Origin of the sequence: Gordonia oryzae (assembly GCF_003797185.1) — a bacterium.
Taxonomy (GTDB): domain Bacteria; phylum Actinomycetota; class Actinomycetes; order Mycobacteriales; family Mycobacteriaceae; genus Gordonia; species Gordonia oryzae.
This window is the reverse complement of sequence record NZ_RKMH01000001.1, coordinates 251582-270330: the sequence shown is the minus strand read 5'-3', so window position 1 is coordinate 270330 and position 18749 is coordinate 251582. Positions and strand designations below refer to the sequence as shown.

The window sequence follows — 18749 nt, the reverse complement described above, 5'->3', positions numbered from 1 at the left end:
AGGCGCGGCGTCGGTACGCGTTCGGGGTGTCGGGTCAGCGGTGGTCGAAGGCTTCGATGATGTGCTGCGCGCCGAGCGCCGGGGTCAGCGTGGCCTCGCGCACCTGCTGCTCGACCTCGGCGCGTACCGCCTTGACCTCCGGGGAATCGGCGAGTCGTGCGAGCACGGTCTCGCGCGCCATCTCCCACATCCACTCAATCTGCTGACGATTGCGTCGGACCTCGAATTCACCTGCGGCGAGCAATGTCTCGCGATGACGTTCCACCGCCGCCCAGTACTGGTCGACGCCGGTGTTCTCCAGCGCGCTCATCGTCTGCACTGGGGGAAACCACAGCGCGTCGTGCGGATAGATCAGCCGAAGCGCATTCTTCAGCTCGCGGGCGGCCGCGTTCGCCTCGGTCAGATGGTTGCCGTCGGCCTTGTTGACGATGATCACGTCGGCGAGCTCGAGGACGCCCTTCTTGATGCCCTGCAACGAATCCCCGGTGCGGGCCAGGGTCAAGAACGAGAACGTATCGACCATGTTGGCCACCGCGACCTCCGACTGGCCGACGCCGACGGTCTCCACCAGCACGACGTCGAAACCCGCCGCCTCGACGAGAACAATCGACTCGCGGGTGGCCTTGGCGACCCCGCCGAGCGTGCCCGACGTCGGTGACGGCCGGATATAGGCACGCTTGTCCATCGACAACCGGCCCATCCGGGTCTTGTCACCGAGGATCGACCCGCCGGTGCGGGTGGAGGACGGGTCGACGGCGAGCACCGCGACCTTGTGCCCCCGCTCGATGAGGTGTAGTCCAAGGGCCTCGATGGTGGTCGATTTGCCGACCCCCGGTACGCCGGTGATGCCGACCCGAAACGACTTGCCCGAGTGTGGAGTCAGACGCAGGAGTAACTCTTGCGCCGCAGCGCGGTGGTCGGGCCTACGCGATTCCACGAGGGTGATCGCGCGGGCGAGATCCGCACGGCGATCGGCGAGGATGGCCTCGGCGAGCGCATCGACGTCGACTCGTCGGCGTATCGCTGCCCCCGTGTCGCTCTGGTCGGTCACTCGGAAGCGACTCCGGCGAGTTCGAGCCCCAGATTTTCGGCGAGCTTGCCGACGAGTTCGACCGCCGAGTCGGCGATGACGGTACCCGGCGGGAAGATCGCCGCGGCGCCTGCCTGGTAGAGCTCCTCGAAATCACCGGGCGGGATCACCCCACCGACGACGATCATGATGTCGGGGCGGCCGACCTCCTCGAGCGCCTTGCGCAGCGCGGGCACCAGCGTCAGATGCCCGGCCGCCAGCGAGGACACACCGACGACGTGGACGTCGTTGTCGGCGGCCTGCGTGGCCACCTCCTCGGGGGTGGCGAACAGCGGGCCCACGTCGACGTCGAAGCCGAGGTCGGCGAATGCTGTTGCGATCACCTTCTGCCCGCGGTCGTGTCCGTCCTGGCCCATCTTCGCGACCAGCACGCGCGGACGCCGGCCCTCTGCCTCGGCGAACTGCTCGACAATTTCCGTGGCCGCCTCGACGCCGGTCACCGCACCCACCTCATGTCGATACACCCCGCTGATGGTCTTGATCTCTGCCTGATGGCGACCATAGACCTTTTCCAGTGCCGCGGAGATCTCACCAACGGTCGCCTGCTGCCGGGCTGCCTCAATGGCCAGTGCCATCAGGTTGTTCTCCATGCCGCCGTCGTCGCTGGCCGCGGCGCGCGTCAGATCGGCCAGGGCCGCCTCCACCGCCGCCGAATCCCGGCCCACACGAAGCTGATCGAGCTTCTCGAGTTGTTCGGTGCGCACCTTGGAGTTTTCGACCTTGAGGACCTCGATCTCCTCGTCGTCCTCGACGCGGTACTTGTTGACCCCGATGAGCGGCTGCTGACCGGAGTCGATGCGCGCCTGCGTGCGGGCGGCGGCCTCCTCGATCCGCAACTTCGGCAGACCCTCGTTGATCGCCTGCGTCATACCGCCGGTCGCCTCGACCTCGGCGATGTGCTCGCGGGCCTTCTGTGCGAGCTGATGGGTCAGCCACTCGACGTAGTTACTGCCCGCCCACGGATCGATCGGGCGTGTGGTACCCGATTCCTGCTGCAGCAGCAGCTGGGTGTTGCGGGCGATGCGGGCGGAGAAATCCGTCGGTAGGGCGATCGCCTCGTCGAGGGCGTTGGTGTGCAACGACTGGGTGTGGCCTTGGGTGGCCGCCATCGCCTCGACGCAGGTGCGGGCGACGTTGTTGAACACGTCCTGGGCGGTCAACGACCACCCCGAGGTCTGCGAATGTGTGCGCAGCGACAACGATTTCGGGTTCTTCGGATCGAACTGGGCGACGAGTTCACTCCAGAGCAGCCGCGCGGCGCGCAGCTTGGCGACCTCCATGAAAAAGTTCATCCCGATGCCCCAGAAGAACGAGAGCCGCGGGGCGAACTTGTCGATGTCGAGCCCAGCGTCGAGACCGGCGCGGATGTACTCCACACCGTCGGCGAGGGTGTAGGCGAGCTCGAGATCGGCGGTGGCCCCGGCCTCCTGGATGTGATAGCCGGAGATCGAGATCGAGTTGAACCGCGGCATCTTCTGGCTGGTGTACTCGAAGATGTTGGAGATGATCCGCATCGACGGCTTGGGCGGATAGATGTAGGTGTTGCGGACCATGAACTCCTTGAGGATGTCGTTCTGGATGGTCCCCGCCAGCTTCTCCGGCGGTACGCCCTGTTCCTCTGCGGCAACGACATACAACGCCAGGATGGGCAGCACCGCACCGTTCATCGTCATCGACACCGACACGCTGCCGAGGTCGATGCCGTCGAAGAGCTGACGCATGTCGAGTATGGAGTCGATCGCCACGCCCGCCATGCCGACGTCACCGGCGACGCGTGGATGGTCGGAATCGTAGCCGCGGTGGGTGGCCAGGTCGAAGGCCACCGACAGGCCCTTCTGCCCGGCCGCCAGGTTGCGGCGGTAGAAGGCGTTGGATTCCGCCGCGGTGGAGAAGCCCGCGTACTGGCGGATGGTCCACGGCTGGTTGACGTACATCGTCGGATACGGGCCGCGGATGAACGGCGCGGCACCGGGCACCGAATCCAGCGGATACGGGTGTGCGTCGTCGGTGGTCACCGCGTCGCGATCGGCTCGGGTGTAGACCGGCGTGACGTCGATCTGCTCGGGGGTGCTCCAGGTGACCTGCTCGGTGCTGTAGCCGTGGGCGGCGGAGAGGTTTCCGATCACCTGCGCGGCCGCGTCGGCCGGTACCGCCGGCACCTCGACGGCGAGCTCGACGTCGGCGAAACTCGGTATCGCGGTTGTCTGTTCGGTGTTGGTCATGCGCTGGCTCCCGAGGTGGCGGGGACGGAGGGGACGAGCCGGTCGACGAGGTCGGTGAGGGTGGCCACCGCGTCGATGCCCACCCGCAGCGAGCCGTCGGGGCGGTCGTCACCTGTGGGCCATTCTTTTTCTGGCCCGGCGAGCAGCACGTGCGCCAGACCCGCTGCCCGCGCGGCGGCCAGCGCCGCCGGACCGTCCTCGGCGTAGCGCGCCTTGGTGCCGCACAGGACGGCGATCGGCGTGCCGATCTCGGTGATCGTGGTTCCGATGGTCGACGCGTCGAGCGGGCCGGGGTTCACCGCCTCGATCCCGCCCGCCGCGAGAAGATTCGCGACGAACGTGGTGCGTCCGTTGTGCTCGGCGACACTTCCCAACGGCAGCAACAGGATTCGCGGCCGGGCGCCGGTGTCGGCGACATGGGCGTCGGAGCGATCGCGCAACTGCTCGAAGGCGCGTCCGACACGTGCCAGCCGTGGGGTCGCGCCGACGAGGTCTGTCGTCGTGGCCGGGGCGCCCGTGATCGGCTTCTCGGCGAGATTCGGGAACTCGTTGACTCCGGTCACCGATTCACGACGATGGGCCACTTCCACGTCCCGGGTCTGCAACGACTCGGCGACTCGCTCGGCGATCCACCCCGAGTCGAGGGCGGCGCGATACCCGCCCTGCTTCTCGATGTCGCCGAAGACCGCCCATGCGTTCGCGGCGAGGTCGTCGGTAAGCGACTCGACGAACCACGATCCGCCGGCCGGATCGAGCACCCGTCCGATGTTGGACTCCTCGAGGAGTAACAGCTGGGTGTTGCGGGCGATCCGCCGGGAGAACGCGACTCCGGAGGTACGCGCGTCGGCGGGTAACGCCGCGTCGTAACGCAGGACGGTGACCTGGTCGGCACCGCCGACGCCGGCACCGAAGGCGGCGATGGTGCTGCGCAGCATGTTCACCCACGGATCACGCTGGCTGTACATCGACAGGTCGGTGACCGCATGGGTCAATGCGCCGCCCGAGGCCGGCGCACCGATCACCTCGGCCACCCGAGCCCAGACACGCCGCAGCGCACGCAGTTTCGCGATACCAGCGAACTGATCGTCGGCGACCGAAACGGCGAAGGTGAGCTGTTCCAGCGCGGCCGCGGGGTCGAGTCCGGCCGCGGTGAGATCACGCAGATGCGCCACCGCGGCCGCCACCGACAGGGCCAATTCAAGTCCGTTGTCGGCGCCGGCGGTGGCGAAGTCGGTGCCGTCGACCCGCAGGGCGCGAACCGCGGCGCCGTGTGCCCGCGCGACCTCCACCGCGAGTTCGGTGGCCGCCTCGGGTGCCACCGTGGGCCGACCCGAGTAAGCAGCGGTCAGCGGTGAGAGCCCGAGGGACAGCGTCGTCGCCGCGGTCGGTGCGGCGGTGTCCGCGCCCGCGGGCGCACCGCCGCGGACGGCGAGCAGGGCGCGTGCGGCCTCGATACCCGAGGCGCCGGCGTCGAGGGTGATCGGCACCAAATCCAGGTAAACACCGGACAGCGCGGTGGCGAGGTCAGAGGCGGACAGAGCACCTCCGACGGCCACCCACAGGCCGCTGGTCCCGTTGTTCATCGCCTCGAGGATCTCGGTGTTGACCTGTTGGGCCGATGCCGGATCGTCGCCGAATCGTTCGGTCACCCGCCAGCCGGTGAGAACGTCGCGGTGCGGGTCGGCCCCGCGGACGTAGGGGAAGCCACCTGGGACACCGGGTTCTGCGGTCTCGTCTCGGCGCGTGTAGAGCGGGCGGACGGTCAGCCCGTCCCGGGTCTGCGTGGACAGCAGTGCCTCGGGGGTGTCGGGAAGATCGTCGATCTCGATGCGCCGCGACTTGGCGAGCACCCCGGCCGCGGCCCGCGACCATGTCTCATATGCCTCGTCGAGCGCCTGTCGGGACTGCTCGGGCTGTTCGCTGTGCTCGGGCATCGTGCTGCACACACCTCCATCATGCGCTCGGTCGAGAGCGTAGTTGACCTTAGCCGATCGCTCGCTCGGTACCGCACAGTAGGCCCGTGTCGTGACGTATGCCACGTACGGCCTCGGGCGGGCAGACCCTCCCGGCTGATCACGCAAGGGCCTGTCACGGACCGCCCTAGAGTGAAGCGGTGCGTGACGATCGCAGAGGTTCCGGCGAGTCCCTGACGCCCACCTCGTCCGAGCCGCCCACTTCGCCGGGATCGCCGGGCCGGCCCCGAGATGCGATGACCACCCAGTCGCGCCGCAGAATCGGCAACGCGGCACTCGGGCTTGTCGCGGTGTGCGCCGTGCTGGCCGCCTCCTATCTCATTCCCCTTCCGTCGGTCGGCAGCGTGCGGGCTTGGGGCGAGACACTCGGGCCGGCCTTTGTCTGGGTGTTCTTCGGCGCCTACGTGGTGTGCACGGCACTACCGATCCCCCGCACCATCTTTACCGTCATGTCGGGGATCTTCTTCGGTCCCGTCGTCGGCGTGATCGGCGCGATGATCTCGGCAACCCTGGCGGCGTACCTGGCGTTTCGAGTGGCACGTGGTGTCGGGCTGTCCCGAATTCAGCCATTCCTGCAGCGGCCGGTGATGCGAGCGATCGAGCACCGGCTGGCCGCGCGCGGCTGGCTTGCCGTGGGGTCGCTGCGACTGATCCCGGTCTGTCCGTTCTGGCTGCTGAACTACTGCGCGGGGCTCTCCTCGGTGCGTACCGGCCCCTACCTGCTGGCGAGTGTGACATGTATGGCCCCAGGGACCGTTGCGGTCGTGCTGCTCGGCGACGCACTGACCGGTCAAGAAAATCCGTGGTTGCTGGGCCTGAGCGCCACGTTCTTCGCGATCGGGGTCATCGGGCTCGTCGTCGATGTGCGCGCACCGCTTCGATCATCAACTTCTCAACCTTGATGTATCCAAATCAAGCCATTTTGCTTGATATGTCGATGACAAGTCCTCATACTTGAACCATGAGGCAGCACAGGTCGCGCGACGTTGCCGCAACCGCACTGTCGGTGGCGGGTGATCTGCTGTGTTCGTGATGACGATCGACCAGCGCCGGAGCCGGACGGACCGCGACCGTGTTCCCGACCTGCTCACCGCCGTCGCCGACACCCCTGTTCTCCGGCCCTTCGACCGCACCGCAGGCGACGAGGTCCAGGCCGTACTCACCGACCCGGATGCCGTCGTCTCCGTCACCCTGCTGCTGGCCGACGAGGGCCATTGGAGCATCGGCATCGGGATCGGCGACGTCGAGACACCGCTCCCTGCACAGACCCGGGCGGGCCGCGGTGCGGCGTTCGAATATGCGCGGGTCGCGGTCGAGGAAGCCAAGGCCGCGCGGCCGCCGCTGGCGGTGCGCGGAGCGTCCCGGCGGGCCGAGCACGCCGACATCGCTCTGCGTCTGCTCACCGAGATCGTGACCACCCGCTCGGCCGCGGGCCGGGAGGCGGTGTCGCTGGTCCGCGGTGGCCTGCGCCAGACCGCGGCGGCCGACGAGCTCGGCATCACCCCGCAGGCGATGTCACAGCGATTGCGGGCGGCGCGCTGGGAACTGGAATCGCCCACGCGAGATCTCGTCGTCGACCTCCTCACCCGCGCCGACAGACCCGTGGCGGACCCCCGATGACGGTCACCGCCATCAGCGTGCTCATCGTGATCGCCGCGCTCCCCGGGGCGGCGATGGCGCTGCACCGTCGGCTCGGCAACCGCGAGTGGATCGATCCGGCGTCGAGCGTCGTCTCGTTGCTGCTCGCCGCGGTCACCGCACTCTGCGCGTGGTTGGGTACCGCACCGACCACCCATGCCTTATCCGTCATGGGATCCCTCGCGGCCACCACAGCCGCGGTCACCGCTGGCGGCGCCATCGTCCGATCGGTACTCATCGCCGGAGGCGTCACCGGTGCCCCGGTGAGCGCCGCACCGCCCGCGGGTGGGCCGGACGAGCCCGAGGCAGGGCCACTACGTGGTGGGCGGGTCATCGGATACCTCGAACGGCTCGCCGTCGTCGGAACCTTGCTGCTCGGTTGGCCGGAGGGCCTGGCGATCATCCTCGCAGTCAAGAGCCTGGCCCGGTTTCCGGAACTACGCGCGCCGCATGCCAGCGAGCAGTTCATCATGGGCACCTTCGCCTCGGTGCTCTGGGCGTGCGGAATGGCCGGGGTGGGGCACCTTCTGGCCGTGTGACCGCGGCCGGCACGGTCCGATAAGTCGGGCTGGCCGGTTTCTCGAGCCCGAAACATCAAGCGCTGAGCGGACTCTGCGCTGATTGACAGCGAGGTGCCAGATCCGGGACGAATACTGGCGCGAGTGGGTTCGCACACGTACGGACACGGCGTCTCGTTGCTCGACGGCTGGTTACCGCTGACCATCGAGATCGTCGCCATCGTCCTCTTGGCCCTGGTCATCGCACGCCGGTCGCGACGATGGTGGCTGCTCTGGATTCCGGTGAGCGTCGGGGTCGGCGCACTGACGGTGTGGGCCGCATACGAATACTGGTCCTCAGAGGGTATGTCCTCCGACCCCGCACCGCAGCTCTTGTGGTGCTGGATCGGAGCGCTGGGTGCCGCGGTAGCGCTGGTCGTCGTCGGTGCACGACGCACTCAGTGGTGGCGCCGGGTGGCATCGGTGTTGTCGGTGGTCGCCGTGCTCTCGGCGGCCGCGCTCAGTGTGAACCAGTGGGTCGGCTACTTTCCGACCGTGCAGGAGGCGTGGGTGCAAGTGACCGCCGGACCACTACCCGACCAGATCGACAACTCGACACTGGCCGCCGATCGCCACACCGTGCAGACCACCGGCAAAGTGGTCTCCATCGACACCGGTTCGGCGCGAAGCGATTTCGCCCATCGCACCGAATACGTCTACTTGCCACCCGCGTGGTTCGCCGGCCCCACCCCGCCGACCCTTCCGGTCGTGATGATGATCAGCGGCGAATTCAACACCCCCGCCGACTGGATGCGCACCGGACATGCCGTCCAGATCATCGACGTCTACGCGCGGACGCATCACGGACAGGCTCCGATCCTGGTGTTCCCGGATGTGGGCGGAAGCTTCAACAACGACACCGAATGCGTCAACGGGCCCCGCGGCAACGTCGCCACACATCTGACCGACGAGGTCCGTCCGGCGGTGATCTCGCAGTTCCACGCATCGCCTGCAGCCGCCAACTGGGGTGTGGTCGGCTGGTCGATGGGCGGCACCTGCGCGGTAGACCTGGCGACCATGCACCCCGATGAATTCACCTCGTTCGAGGACATCGCCGGCGACGCCGCCCCCAACTCCGGGACCACGAGCCAGACGGTCAGCCGGCTCTTCGGCGGCAGCACCACGGCCGACGCCAGCTTCGACCCGGCGACAGTCATGGCGCGCCACGGTCGCTATACCGGGGTCTCGGGGTGGTTCGACGAATCCTCCGGCGGCCGACGGGGTCCCGGCGGTCCGGGCCAGCACCGCGGGCACCGCCCGGGACAGGGTGGCCGGGGTCAAGGCAAGTGGGGTCAGGGACAGGGCGGCACCGGACTCGGTGGCCGTGACGGCGGTGGGCACATCACCCCGGGGTCGGAGCTGACTGCGGCACGAACGCTGTGCGCCGACGGCGAGAAAGTGGGCATCACCTGTTCGATCCATCTGCAATCGGGCGGGCACACATGGCAATTCGCCGAGCAGGCCTTCATCGACGCGCTGCCCACCATGGCCGCCGAGATCGGGGTTCCCGACGCCGGTCCGGTCGCGGCGACCACGACACACGCGCCCTCGGGCAGCGTTCCGAGTGCCCCGCCGGCGTCGGTGAACGCGATGTCCGCGCCTTCCTCCTCGCCACCGGTGTGAGAGCGCGCCCGGGGTGGAGTCGGACGACGACGCAGACCTACGAGCTCGGCTCGTCGGCGTCGATCGGGGCGGCCGATTCAACCGCGGGTGCCGCCAAGAATTCCGACCCCGCATCGAGCGCTCCCGGCGAGGTGGTGTCGGTGGTGATGGCGTGACGAGTGGCCGCCCGCAGCGGCGCATCGGGCTCGACGGGCTGGCGGGCAACAGCCTCGGCCTCGGCGACCGCACGCGCCACCCGCGGGTCGGTGGTCATGTCGAACCAGCCCTCGGTGTCGGATTCATCGACGTCGGCCGGGATGTCGTCGGCGGGCTCGTACCGGAACACCCCGTCGTCGCCCCTGACGCCGAACGACTTCGCGAATCCCTGGAGGGCCGAACCGAAGTCGGTCGGCAACACCCACACCTTGCTGCCTTCGCCCTTGGCCATCTCGGGGATTTGTTGCAGGTACTGGTAGGCGAGGATCTCCGGTGTCGGCTTGCTCGCCTTGACCGCGGCGAAGGTCTTCTGGATCGCCTTGGCCTCACCCTGCGCCTTGAGGTAGGTCGCCGCGCGATCGCCCTGGGCACGCAGGATGCGGGACTGCCGCTCGGCCTCGGCGGAGAGAATCGCGGCCTGCTTGGCACCCTCGGCGGACAGAATCTGGCTCTGCTTGGCGCCCTCGGCGGTCTTGATCGCCGACTCGCGCTGTCCCTCCGCGGCCAGAATGGTCGCGCGCTTCTCACGGTCGGCCTTCATCTGCTTTTCCATCGATTCCTGGATCGACGGCGGCGGCATGATCGACTTGAGCTCGACGCGCGCCACGCGGAGTCCCCATCGCCCGGTGGCTTCGTCGAGTACGCCGCGTAATTGGCCGTTGATCGAGTCTCGCGACGTCAGTGTTTCTTCCAGGGTCATACCACCGACCACGTTGCGCAGTGTGGTGATCGTCAGTTGCTCGACGCCGGCAAGGTAGTCGTCGATCTCGTAGACCGCCGACCGCGGATTGGTGACCTGGAAGTAGACGACGGTGTCGATCGACAGGGTGAGGTTATCCTCGGTGATGACCGGCTGCGGGGGGAAGGACACCACGCGTTCGCGGATGTCGACGCGCGCCCGGATCCGGTCGATGAATGGCACCAGCAGGGTCAACTGCCCCGACACGGTACGGGTGTAGCGCCCGAGGCGCTCGATCACCGCCGCCTCCGCCTGCGGGATGAGGGCCACCGATTTCGCGAGGGTGACCGCCACCAACACGATCACCAGGACGGCCACCACCACGCCGATGTACTCCACGACCCTCACCCCTTCCATACGACGGCGGTCGCGCCGTCGATCTGCCACACGGTCACCTGTTCGCCCGGTTCGAAATGATCGCCGGGGGTCCTCGCGCGGGCGGACCACTCCTCACCGTCGATCTTCACCCGGCCGCGGTGTTCGTCGACCGACGCGAGGACCGTGGCGCGCTTTCCCTCCAGCGCCTCGACGTTGGTCAACAACGCAGGTCGAGACATCAGATGCCGCTTGGCCACCGGCCGCACGACTGCCAACAACGCGATCGCGACCACCGCGAACACCACCACGTCCACCCAGATGGGCGGTGAGACAAAGAAATCCACACCCGTGGCGGCGAGAGCGCCACCACCGAGCATGAGCAACACCAGATCCCCGCTGACCATCTCTCCGATCAGCAGCACGATCACGGCCACCAGCCAGACCAGCGCGCTCATGGGTCCAGTCTGCCAGAATCACCACCGGGGCAGCGGCGATCCGGACCGCACCCGAGTCCCCGGAGCGATCGCCGACTCAGCCGTCGCCGTCCGCGGCGGTCACGAAGTCGATGAGTTCCTCGACCGAGCGCAACAGATCCACCTCGAGGTCGCGGAAATCGGTGACCTTCGACAGCACCCGTCGCCAGCCGTCTTGCGGTGTGCCCCAGCCCAATCGGGCACACACCCCGGTCTTCCACTCCTCCCCGCGCGGCACCGTCGGCCAGGCCCGGATACCGACGGAAGCCGGTTTCACCGCTTCCCAGACATCGATGAACCGATGCCCGCGAACGAGGACGTGCTCCCCCAGCGCCGTGGTGAGGCGCTCCTCCTTGGAACCGGCAACGAGGTGGTCGACCAGCACACCCGCTCGGCGATGGGCGGCAGGCCCGAACTCGGCGAGCACGGCCTCGAGGTTGTCGAGGCCGTCGAGCCCCACGACCACCACCCCCTCCGCGCGCAGATCCGACCCCCAGACGCGTTCGAGAAGAGTGGCGTCGTGCACGCCCTCGACGAAGATCCGGCTTGCCCGGGCCGTGCGGGCACGCGTCGCGGGTGCCACCCGCGATCCCGACGCGGTGCGCTGCACCGCGACCGGACCCCGGGTGCGCGGTCGAACCAGGGTCACCGGCGCACCGTCAATGAGGAAGGCCGCGGGATGCATGACGAAGACCCGCGTCCGCCCGTGCCGGTCCTCGAGCCGTACCAGGTCGCCGGCGTAGCTCTTCTCGAGTCCGACGACGGCGCCGCAGAAGCCGCTTGCCGCATCCTCAACGACCAGGTCTCGCTCTGCGGCCACCTCGGGGGGCCGCGGCGCGGCGCGGCGCGGCGCCGCCAGTACATCTCGTCCATAACGATCGTCGGTCACACCCGTCACGCTAACCAACTCCCGCCCCAGACCGGCGAAAGCCACGCCGAGCGCCGATGTGCGAACCGGAAGGTATCGTGGACGACCTATGACCAGTATCGATCAGGTTCTGCACCGCGCCTGGCCGGCCAGCGCCCTGGGCGCGTGGTCTGCTGCGTGGATCGCCGGGCGCTGCTCTCCCGACGACGTCGTCGACACCCTCGCCGGATCCGCCGATCGGCACATCCTCCTCGACGACCGGCCGGGCACGCCCGACTCCATCGCGGCCGGCGTTCTGGGACTGCTCTCCCTGCTCCGCGACGCCGGGCGTATCTCGATCCGCCTCCCCAGCGCCGGTGACCCGCAGGGCCTTCCGCCCGACGAGGCCACTACTGCAGCCTTCGCCGCCGGCGAGGTTCTGCTGATCGACGACGGCGCAGCGACGCCGCTGGCACTGATCCCGACCGAACACGACGGCTCCTGCCGGTGGCGGGCGATGCGCTATCGATCGGAGGTGCCGAGCGGGGCAACCGTACTCGCCGGTGACATCGAATACGAACTGCGACAGTCGATCTCGACGACAGCCGAGCTGATCACGAAGATCGGCGGCCGGACGGCGACGATGCCGGTCGATCTGCGCGGAACGCTGCGCGCACAGACCCACCGCCACCTTGTCGAGGTGCCACCACACGACGATATGCGTGCGACACGCATGATCGAGACCGCGGCACAGGTCGAGTCGATCGCGATTCTCGCCGGCGAGGCCGGAGCCGGATTCGGGGCAACCGCCGCACAGTGGTCCTCCGGCGATGGGGAGCTTCGGCGGCTGGTGAGACTCGCCCATGCCGCGCGCGCCGCCGCAGTGAACCGGATCATCACCGAATTCCTCGGCACCACATGGTGATCGGTGCGCCGACGATTCACATCCCCTGATGAGGGTGATCGCTCCGCATCGTCAGCTGCGGGTCGGACGGGGCACCGGCACACAGCAGCGGTCACGGCAGACCGCCCCGTTGTCCCCGCACCCCATCGGCGACTCGCCCGCCGGAGCATTCGCAGCACCGGTATAGCGGTCGTCGACAAGGTGGTCGTCGACGAGATCGGCGATCAGGGCCACGAAACGCGCGTCGGTGCCCACGGTGTCGGCGCGGACGTAATCCATTCCCAGACGCCGCGCGGTATCGGCCGCCTCGTTGTCGAGGTCCCAGATCACCTCGAGATGGTCGGAGATGAATCCCACCGGGTAGACGATGACCTGCGTGATGCCCTGTGCGGCCAGTGTTTCGAGATGGTCGCAGATGTCCGGGCTCAACCAGGGCACCTGTGGCGGCCCGGAGCGCGACTGCCACACCTGGTCGTGGTCGTCGAAACCGGCTGCCCGCGCAACCATCTCGGCCGCACGAGCCACCTGATACGAGTACATGCGCCCGCCGTCGGCGGCGGGCCCGGAGTTCGCGTCGGCGGCGCTGGGCACCGAATGCGCCGTGCACACCAGACGCGGCGGGCGGGAGGAGGGCGGGAGGAGGGCCGCCGCACGCGCGACCGCGTCACGGCCGGCCGCCACCATCGCCGGATGGTCCCAATACTGGGGGAGTTTGCGCAGCAGGACGGGATCCGACGATGCCGCCGCGGGCCGGCGCAGTGTCAGCTCGGTCACCGCGTGCTCGATGTCTTCGTGGTATTGCCGACAACCGGAATAGCCACCCCAGGCCGACGTCGGGAATACAAGAATCCGCCGATGACCCGCGTCGTACATCTCGGTGACGGTGTCGGCGATCATCGGATGCCAGTTGCGGTTACCGAAGAAGACCGGCAACCCCTTGCGCCCGCGACGGTCCAGTTCGCCGCGCAGGGCCTCGATCATCTCGAGATTGAGCCGGTTGATCGGTGATACACCACCGAAATGCAGATAATGCTGCGCCACCTCCTCGAGGCGCTTCCTGGGCACACCGCGCCCCCGGGTGACGTTCTCCAGGAAGGGGATCACGTCGTCGGGCCCGTCGGGCCCACCGAAGGACAGAAACAGCACAGCGTCAAACTGCCGGCCGCCGCCGGTGCGATCACACTCTCGGCTATCGCCGGTGGGATCGATGTCCCCGCTTTCGGGCGCGACGGTCACCGGCACACGCTCACTTGATGAAGTCCGCAGGGAACCAGGTGTTGTGGCTCGCCCCGCCGTCGACGTAGACGATCGACCCGGTGGTGCCCGGCAGGTAGTCCGAGAGCAGGGCGCACACACTGGTGCCCACCACGCCCGGATCGTTGACGTCCCAGCCGATCGGCGACGCGCCGTTCCAGTACTCGTTGAGCATGTTCAGCTTCTTGGCGTCATCGGTGGCTGTCCCCGAAATCGCCTTGGCAGCAAGCGTTTTGATGGGACCGGCCGCCACCAGGTTGGACCGGATCCGCTTGGCGTAGCCGACCTCGCGCGCCACGTAACGGTTCACCGACTCCAGGGCGGCCTTGGCCACACCCATCCAGTTGTAGTCGGGCATCGCGGTCCGCGGATCGAAGTCCATGCCGACGATCGAGCCACGTTCGTTCATCACCGGCAGCACCGCGCGCGCGAGCGACGCATAACTCCATGCCGAGATCTCGAAGGCCCTGGACACATCGGGGCCCGGGCCGTCGAGGAACGGCACGGCGTCGGGACCCATCAGCGTTTTGGGAGCGAAAGCGATGGAGTGCACCACTCCGTCGACCCCCTCGGGCGCGAGTTCACCGACCTTGTCCGCGAGAGCGGCGAGCGACTCCTCGTCGGTGACGTCGAGCGGGATCGCCGCCGGCACCTCCTGCGGTAGCCGCTTGGCAATGCGGTCGATCAGCCGCAACCGCTCTGGGATCCCGGTGATGATGACCTTAGCGCCCTGCTCCTGGGCGACCTTGGCGGTATGGAAAGCGATGGAGGCATCGGTGATGATGCCGGTGACGAGGACGGTCTTGCCGTCCAGGATTCCGCTCACGGCGAGAACTCCTCTGCTGTGCGGGGTCGGGGGAATGGAGAAAATCGATGGCGGGAGAACGGATCTAACAAGTCTAGTGGCCCATGCCGAGGCCACCGTCGACGTTGATCACGTTGCCGGTGACATAGGACGAGTCGTCGGAGGCCAGGAACGACACCACCGCGGCAACCTCCTCGGGCTGTCCCATCCGTTTGGCCGGGATCGCCTGATCCACCGCGGTCTTGGTGTACTCCTCGGGCAGCGCTCGGGTCATGTCGGTGTCGATGAGCCCGGGTGCGACGACGTTGGCGGTGATGTTGCGGCCGCCGAGTTCGCGGGTCACCGACCGGGCGAGCCCGATCACACCGGCCTTCGACGAGGCGTAGTTGGCCTGGCCGGGAGTACCCATCAGACCGACGACCGAGCCGAGGTAGATGAATCGTCCCCACCGCTTACGCAGCATGTCCCGGGTGGCCGCCTTGGTCACCCGGAACGCCCCGGTCAGGTTGGCGTTGATGACCTTCTCGAAGCTCTCCACGCTCATCCGCATGAGCAGCGTGTCCTCGTTGATGCCGGCGTTGGACACAACCACCTCGACGGGCCCCTGGTGCTCGGCGATCTCGGCGAACGCCCGGTCCACCGATTCGGTGTCGGTCACATCGCAGACGACCCCGAACAGCCCGTCGGGCACCCCGGAACCGCGATGGGTCACCGCGACCTTGTGCCCGTCGGCGAGAAGTCGCTTGGCGACGGCCAGACCGATTCCACGGTTGCCGCCGGTGACCAGTACCGATCGTGAGACCCGACCGGCGTCGGTCGTTTCGTTGCTATCAGCCATGCGCCAAACCTATCGGTTGGATCGGCGGCACGTGCCGTCAGGTCTGCCCTGGGCGCGCACGCACACACCGACGACTCCGCCGGTGCACCGACTACGGCAGACGTTGGTTGATGACCAGCGAACCGATGACCGCGGCGATCGCGAGGATCGTGCCGGAAATGATCCAGGGTCGCGAGTTGTCGCCCCTACGGATCTCATAGCCGATATCCTTCTGCAGCGATTCGTAGACCTTGTTGAGCTCGTCAAGAGTCGACGCGGTGAAGAACCGGCCGCCGGAGAGGTTGGCGATCTGACGCAGGGTGTCATCGTCAACAGGCACCGGTACCTGATCGCCGTCGAGATTCACGACGCCGGCCGCGGTACCGAAGGAGATCGTGGACACCGGGATCTTCTCCTCCTTGGCCTTACGGGCCGCGGTGAAGGCGCCACGCGGGTCGTCCGGGTCGTCGGGCACTGTCTCCTTGCCATCGGAGAGCAACACGATGCGTGCCGGTGGCGCGCCGGAGTCACCGCCGAGGACGGCGTTGAGCGTCTGAATCTGCTGGATGGCGGCGAAGATGCCCTCGCCGGTAGCGGTCTTGGTGGCAAGTTGCAGCTTATCGACGGCAGCTTTGGTCGCGCCGTGATCCGGTGTGGGCGTGACCAGGTTCGACGCCGTCCCGGCGAACGAGATCAGGCCCAGGTTGATGCCGTCGGTGAGATCGTCGGCGAACTTCTTCGCCGCGGCCTGCGCCGCCTTGAGCCGGGTCGGCGCGACGTCGGTGGACTCCATGGATTTCGACACGTCCATCACCAGCATGACGGTGGCCTTGTTGCGCGGCACCTTTCGATCGGCCTGCGGTCCGGCCGCGGCGACGACAAGTAGGAGCAATGCGACGATCAATAGGGCGATCGGGGCGTGCCGGGCCCATCGTGTCCAGCGACCGTCAGGCGCGGTGACCCGATCGAGGACCTCGGTGTTGGCGAACTGTAGGGTTCGCCTGCGACGAGTCCGGAGGATGTAGACGTAGCAGGCGACGACGACGGCCACCAGCAGGGCGAGCAACAGCCACCAGGGGTTGGAGAACACTCCGTGATCACCGGACCCCGGCCGCGCGGCGGCGGCGACCGACGAATTTCACGACGTCGGTGAGCCAGTCCCGGTCGGTACGCAGCGACAACACCGGACCGCCGCAAGTGCGGACGGTGCGTGCAACCTTGTCCTGATGTGCCTGGGCCGCCACCGAGAAATCGTGGCGGAGGCGGTCGGTGATGGTCACCTCACGCACCTCGCCGGACTCGGCGTCGGCCAGGCGCACCTCACCGATCGGTGGCAGTTCCACATCGCGCGGATCGAGTACCTCGACGGCAAGGAGGTCATGGTGGGCCGCAATCGCCCGCAGGGACCGCTCCCACGTGATCGGTCCGAGGAAATCACTGATCACCACGGCCAGACCATGGCGTCGTTGCGGACGACGGAGCGCCTCGATACCCGCGTCGAGGTCGCCACGGACACCGGGAGCGCCGCGGGTGGTGGTGGCGATCGTTGTCAACACCTGTTGCGCGTGCACTCGTCCGGCCCGCGCCGGGACGCGCACGACCTGGTCACCGGTCACCACGATCGCCCCGTGCCTGTTGCCGCCACCGGAGGTCAGATGGACGATCGCGGCCGCCGCCGCGACCGCTAGTTCCCGTTTGGTGCAGTTGACGGTGCCGAAGTCGAGGCTCGCCGAGGCGTCGACCACGAGCCACGTCTCGAGCTCGCGGTCGGCGACCATCTGACGAACGTGCGGCTGCGTGGTGCGTGCGGTCACTGACCATTCCATGCGGCGGATGTCATCGCCGGGCTGATAAGGCCGCGCCTCCCCAGGCTCCGAACCGGGCCCGGGGATGAGGCCGAGGTGCTCGCCCTGCAGCACACCATCGAGTTTGCGCCGCACCGCGATCTCGAGCGTCTTCAGCGCCGCAGTGAGCTGCGGCTCCTCGAGCAATCCCGCCCCGAGCGACGGCAGATCGCTATTGGCCGCCATAGTTCGCGGTCGCCTGGTTGGGTACATGCAGACCATTCTGGGCAGTGATCTGCTGACCAACGCTCGACGGTGCACCGACCTGCGGTTCCGGCGGGTTGGCGTGCTCATGACCCGGCTGCTGGGGTCCGGGCTGCTGGGGTCCGGGTTGCTGAAGTCCCGGTTGCAGGTCGGACGGGTACGGGGCGGCCATCGGTTGTGCGCCGACCTGCGGCAGACCGACGGTCTGCAGAATGCGCGTGATCACCGTGTCCGCGGTGATCTCGTCGGCCAGCGCGTCGTAGCTGAGGACCAGACGGTGCCGCAGCACATCCGGGATGATCTCGACGATGTCCTGCGGGATGACGTAGTCGCGACCGCGCACGAGCGCCAGTGCCCGGGCTGCGGCGACGATACCGAGGGTCGCGCGCGGCGAGGCGCCGTAGGAGAGCCAGCGCCCGGCATCGGTCAGTCCGAGGTCGGCCGGGCGGCGCGTGGCGTTGATGACACGTACGACGTAGTCGACCAGGGCGTGGTGCACGAAGACGTTGGCGGCGGTCCGCTGCAGCCGGATGGTCGCCGCGGGATCGAGGATCTGCGACGCCTCGGGGGCGACATTGCCCATCCGATAAACGATCTCGCGTTCTTCCTCCACCGACGGATAGTCGACGAGCACCTTGAACAGGAACCGGTCGCGCTGCGCCTCGGGCAGGGGGTAGACGCCCTCGTTCTCGATCGGATTCTGGGTCGCCATGACCAGGAACGGATCAGGCATCGGATAGGTCGTTCCACCGATCGAGACGTGCCGCTCGGCCATCACCTCGAGCAGTGCCGACTGGACCTTGGCGGGCGCGCGATTGATCTCGTCGGCGAGCAGGAAGTTCGCGACCACGGGACCGAGTTCGGTGTCGAACTCCTCGCGTCCCTGGCGATAGATCCGTGTGCCGATGAGGTCGGTCGGGACGAGGTCGGGGGTGAACTGGACCCGGGAGAAACTGCCGCCGATCACCTTGGCGAAGGTCTCGACCGCGAGGGTCTTGGCGACTCCGGGAACACCCTCGAGCAGAATGTGGCCGCGGGCGAGCAGGCCCACGAGAATGCGTTCGACGAGCTGGTCCTGACCGACGATGACCCGCTTGACCTCGTAGATCGCCCGTTCCACCAGCTTGACGTCGGCGTCGCTCAGTTCGAAGCCCGCAGCGCCGGCCCCCGGCGGCGTCGACTCGACCGTGGAATGTGAGGTCAACCCTTTGCTCCTGTCGTTGCTGATCCGGCGACGGCGCTACCC

General features: G+C 67.9%; 17 protein-coding genes. 5 read left to right on the top strand and 12 right to left on the bottom strand.

The window, feature by feature from the left end; all coding sequences use genetic code 11:
• Positions 1-34: 34 nt before the first annotated feature.
• Genes meaB through EF294_RS01255 form a run of 3 tightly spaced genes read right to left on the bottom strand, consistent with a single transcriptional unit; the run spans position 35 to position 5246 of the window.
• A complete protein-coding gene (gene meaB / locus EF294_RS01265; protein ID WP_123925200.1) occupies positions 35-1051 on the bottom strand; it encodes a methylmalonyl Co-A mutase-associated GTPase MeaB in 1017 nt (338 codons plus the stop codon).
• Positions 1048-3312 carry a methylmalonyl-CoA mutase gene (gene scpA, locus EF294_RS01260; protein WP_123925199.1) on the bottom strand — a complete coding sequence of 755 codons (2265 nt, stop codon included), beginning with the start codon at positions 3310-3312 and terminating at the stop codon, positions 1048-1050. The genes meaB and scpA overlap by 4 nt, the downstream gene beginning before the upstream one ends.
• Entirely contained in the window at positions 3309-5246 is a 1938-nt protein-coding gene (locus EF294_RS01255) for a methylmalonyl-CoA mutase family protein (RefSeq protein ID WP_123925198.1), read from the bottom strand. The genes scpA and EF294_RS01255 overlap by 4 nt, the downstream gene beginning before the upstream one ends.
• Positions 5247-5521: 275 nt before the next feature.
• Between EF294_RS01255 and EF294_RS01250 the strand changes: the two genes are divergently transcribed.
• The 4 genes from EF294_RS01250 to EF294_RS01235 all read left to right on the top strand — a co-directional run bounded on the left by EF294_RS01250 (position 5522) and on the right by EF294_RS01235 (position 9103).
• A complete protein-coding gene (locus EF294_RS01250; protein WP_246007597.1) occupies positions 5522-6187 on the top strand; it encodes a TVP38/TMEM64 family protein in 666 nt (221 codons plus the stop codon).
• A 121-nt stretch (positions 6188-6308) separates the two neighbouring features.
• Positions 6309-6905 carry a hypothetical protein gene (locus tag EF294_RS01245; protein WP_123925196.1) on the top strand — a complete coding sequence of 199 codons (597 nt, stop codon included), beginning with the start codon at positions 6309-6311 and terminating at the stop codon, positions 6903-6905.
• Complete coding sequence (locus tag EF294_RS01240) at positions 6902-7462, top strand: hypothetical protein (RefSeq protein ID WP_123925195.1); 561 nt, start codon at positions 6902-6904, stop codon at positions 7460-7462. The genes EF294_RS01245 and EF294_RS01240 overlap by 4 nt, the downstream gene beginning before the upstream one ends.
• Before the next feature lie 123 nt (positions 7463-7585).
• Positions 7586-9103 (top strand): alpha/beta hydrolase, encoded by a 1518-nt coding sequence (locus EF294_RS01235; protein ID WP_123925194.1) that lies wholly within the window; start codon positions 7586-7588, stop codon positions 9101-9103.
• A 37-nt stretch (positions 9104-9140) separates the two neighbouring features.
• Here the strand turns inward: EF294_RS01235 and EF294_RS01230 are convergent, their stop codons facing one another.
• From EF294_RS01230 to EF294_RS01220, 3 genes are all read right to left on the bottom strand, one after another.
• The gene (locus EF294_RS01230) at positions 9141-10394 is read right to left on the bottom strand and encodes an SPFH domain-containing protein (RefSeq protein WP_123925328.1); all 1254 of its coding nucleotides are present in this window, start codon (positions 10392-10394) and stop codon (positions 9141-9143) included.
• Positions 10382-10810, bottom strand: coding sequence for an NfeD family protein (locus EF294_RS01225; RefSeq protein ID WP_123925193.1), 429 nt, complete (start codon positions 10808-10810; stop codon positions 10382-10384). The genes EF294_RS01230 and EF294_RS01225 overlap by 13 nt, the downstream gene beginning before the upstream one ends.
• 76 nt (positions 10811-10886) lie before the next feature.
• Complete coding sequence (locus tag EF294_RS01220; protein WP_123925192.1) at positions 10887-11726, bottom strand: DUF3097 domain-containing protein; 840 nt, start codon at positions 11724-11726, stop codon at positions 10887-10889.
• A gap of 79 nt (positions 11727-11805) precedes the next feature.
• Between EF294_RS01220 and EF294_RS01215 the strand changes: the two genes are divergently transcribed.
• On the top strand, positions 11806-12600 hold the full coding sequence (locus EF294_RS01215; protein WP_123925191.1) for a hypothetical protein: 795 nt from the start codon (positions 11806-11808) through the stop codon (positions 12598-12600).
• 51 nt (positions 12601-12651) lie between these two features.
• Here EF294_RS01215 and EF294_RS01210 read toward each other — a convergent pair whose 3' ends face one another.
• The 6 genes from EF294_RS01210 to EF294_RS01185 all read right to left on the bottom strand — a co-directional run bounded on the left by EF294_RS01210 (position 12652) and on the right by EF294_RS01185 (position 18707).
• The gene (locus EF294_RS01210) at positions 12652-13821 is read right to left on the bottom strand and encodes a ferrochelatase (protein ID WP_425459382.1); all 1170 of its coding nucleotides are present in this window, start codon (positions 13819-13821) and stop codon (positions 12652-12654) included.
• 4 nt (positions 13822-13825) lie between these two features.
• The gene (gene inhA / locus EF294_RS01205) at positions 13826-14659 is read right to left on the bottom strand and encodes an NADH-dependent enoyl-ACP reductase InhA (protein WP_123925190.1); all 834 of its coding nucleotides are present in this window, start codon (positions 14657-14659) and stop codon (positions 13826-13828) included.
• A gap of 73 nt (positions 14660-14732) precedes the next feature.
• Entirely contained in the window at positions 14733-15476 is a 744-nt protein-coding gene (fabG1, locus tag EF294_RS01200) for a 3-oxoacyl-ACP reductase FabG1 (RefSeq protein ID WP_123925189.1), read from the bottom strand.
• A gap of 91 nt (positions 15477-15567) precedes the next feature.
• Entirely contained in the window at positions 15568-16545 is a 978-nt protein-coding gene (locus tag EF294_RS01195; RefSeq protein ID WP_123925188.1) for a VWA domain-containing protein, read from the bottom strand.
• Positions 16546-16552: 7 nt separating this feature from the next.
• A complete protein-coding gene (locus EF294_RS01190; RefSeq protein ID WP_123925187.1) occupies positions 16553-17485 on the bottom strand; it encodes a DUF58 domain-containing protein in 933 nt (310 codons plus the stop codon).
• The gene (locus EF294_RS01185) at positions 17472-18707 is read right to left on the bottom strand and encodes an AAA family ATPase (protein ID WP_123925186.1); all 1236 of its coding nucleotides are present in this window, start codon (positions 18705-18707) and stop codon (positions 17472-17474) included. Before EF294_RS01185 ends, EF294_RS01190 begins: the two co-directional genes overlap by 14 nt.
• Positions 18708-18749 lie beyond the last annotated feature (42 nt).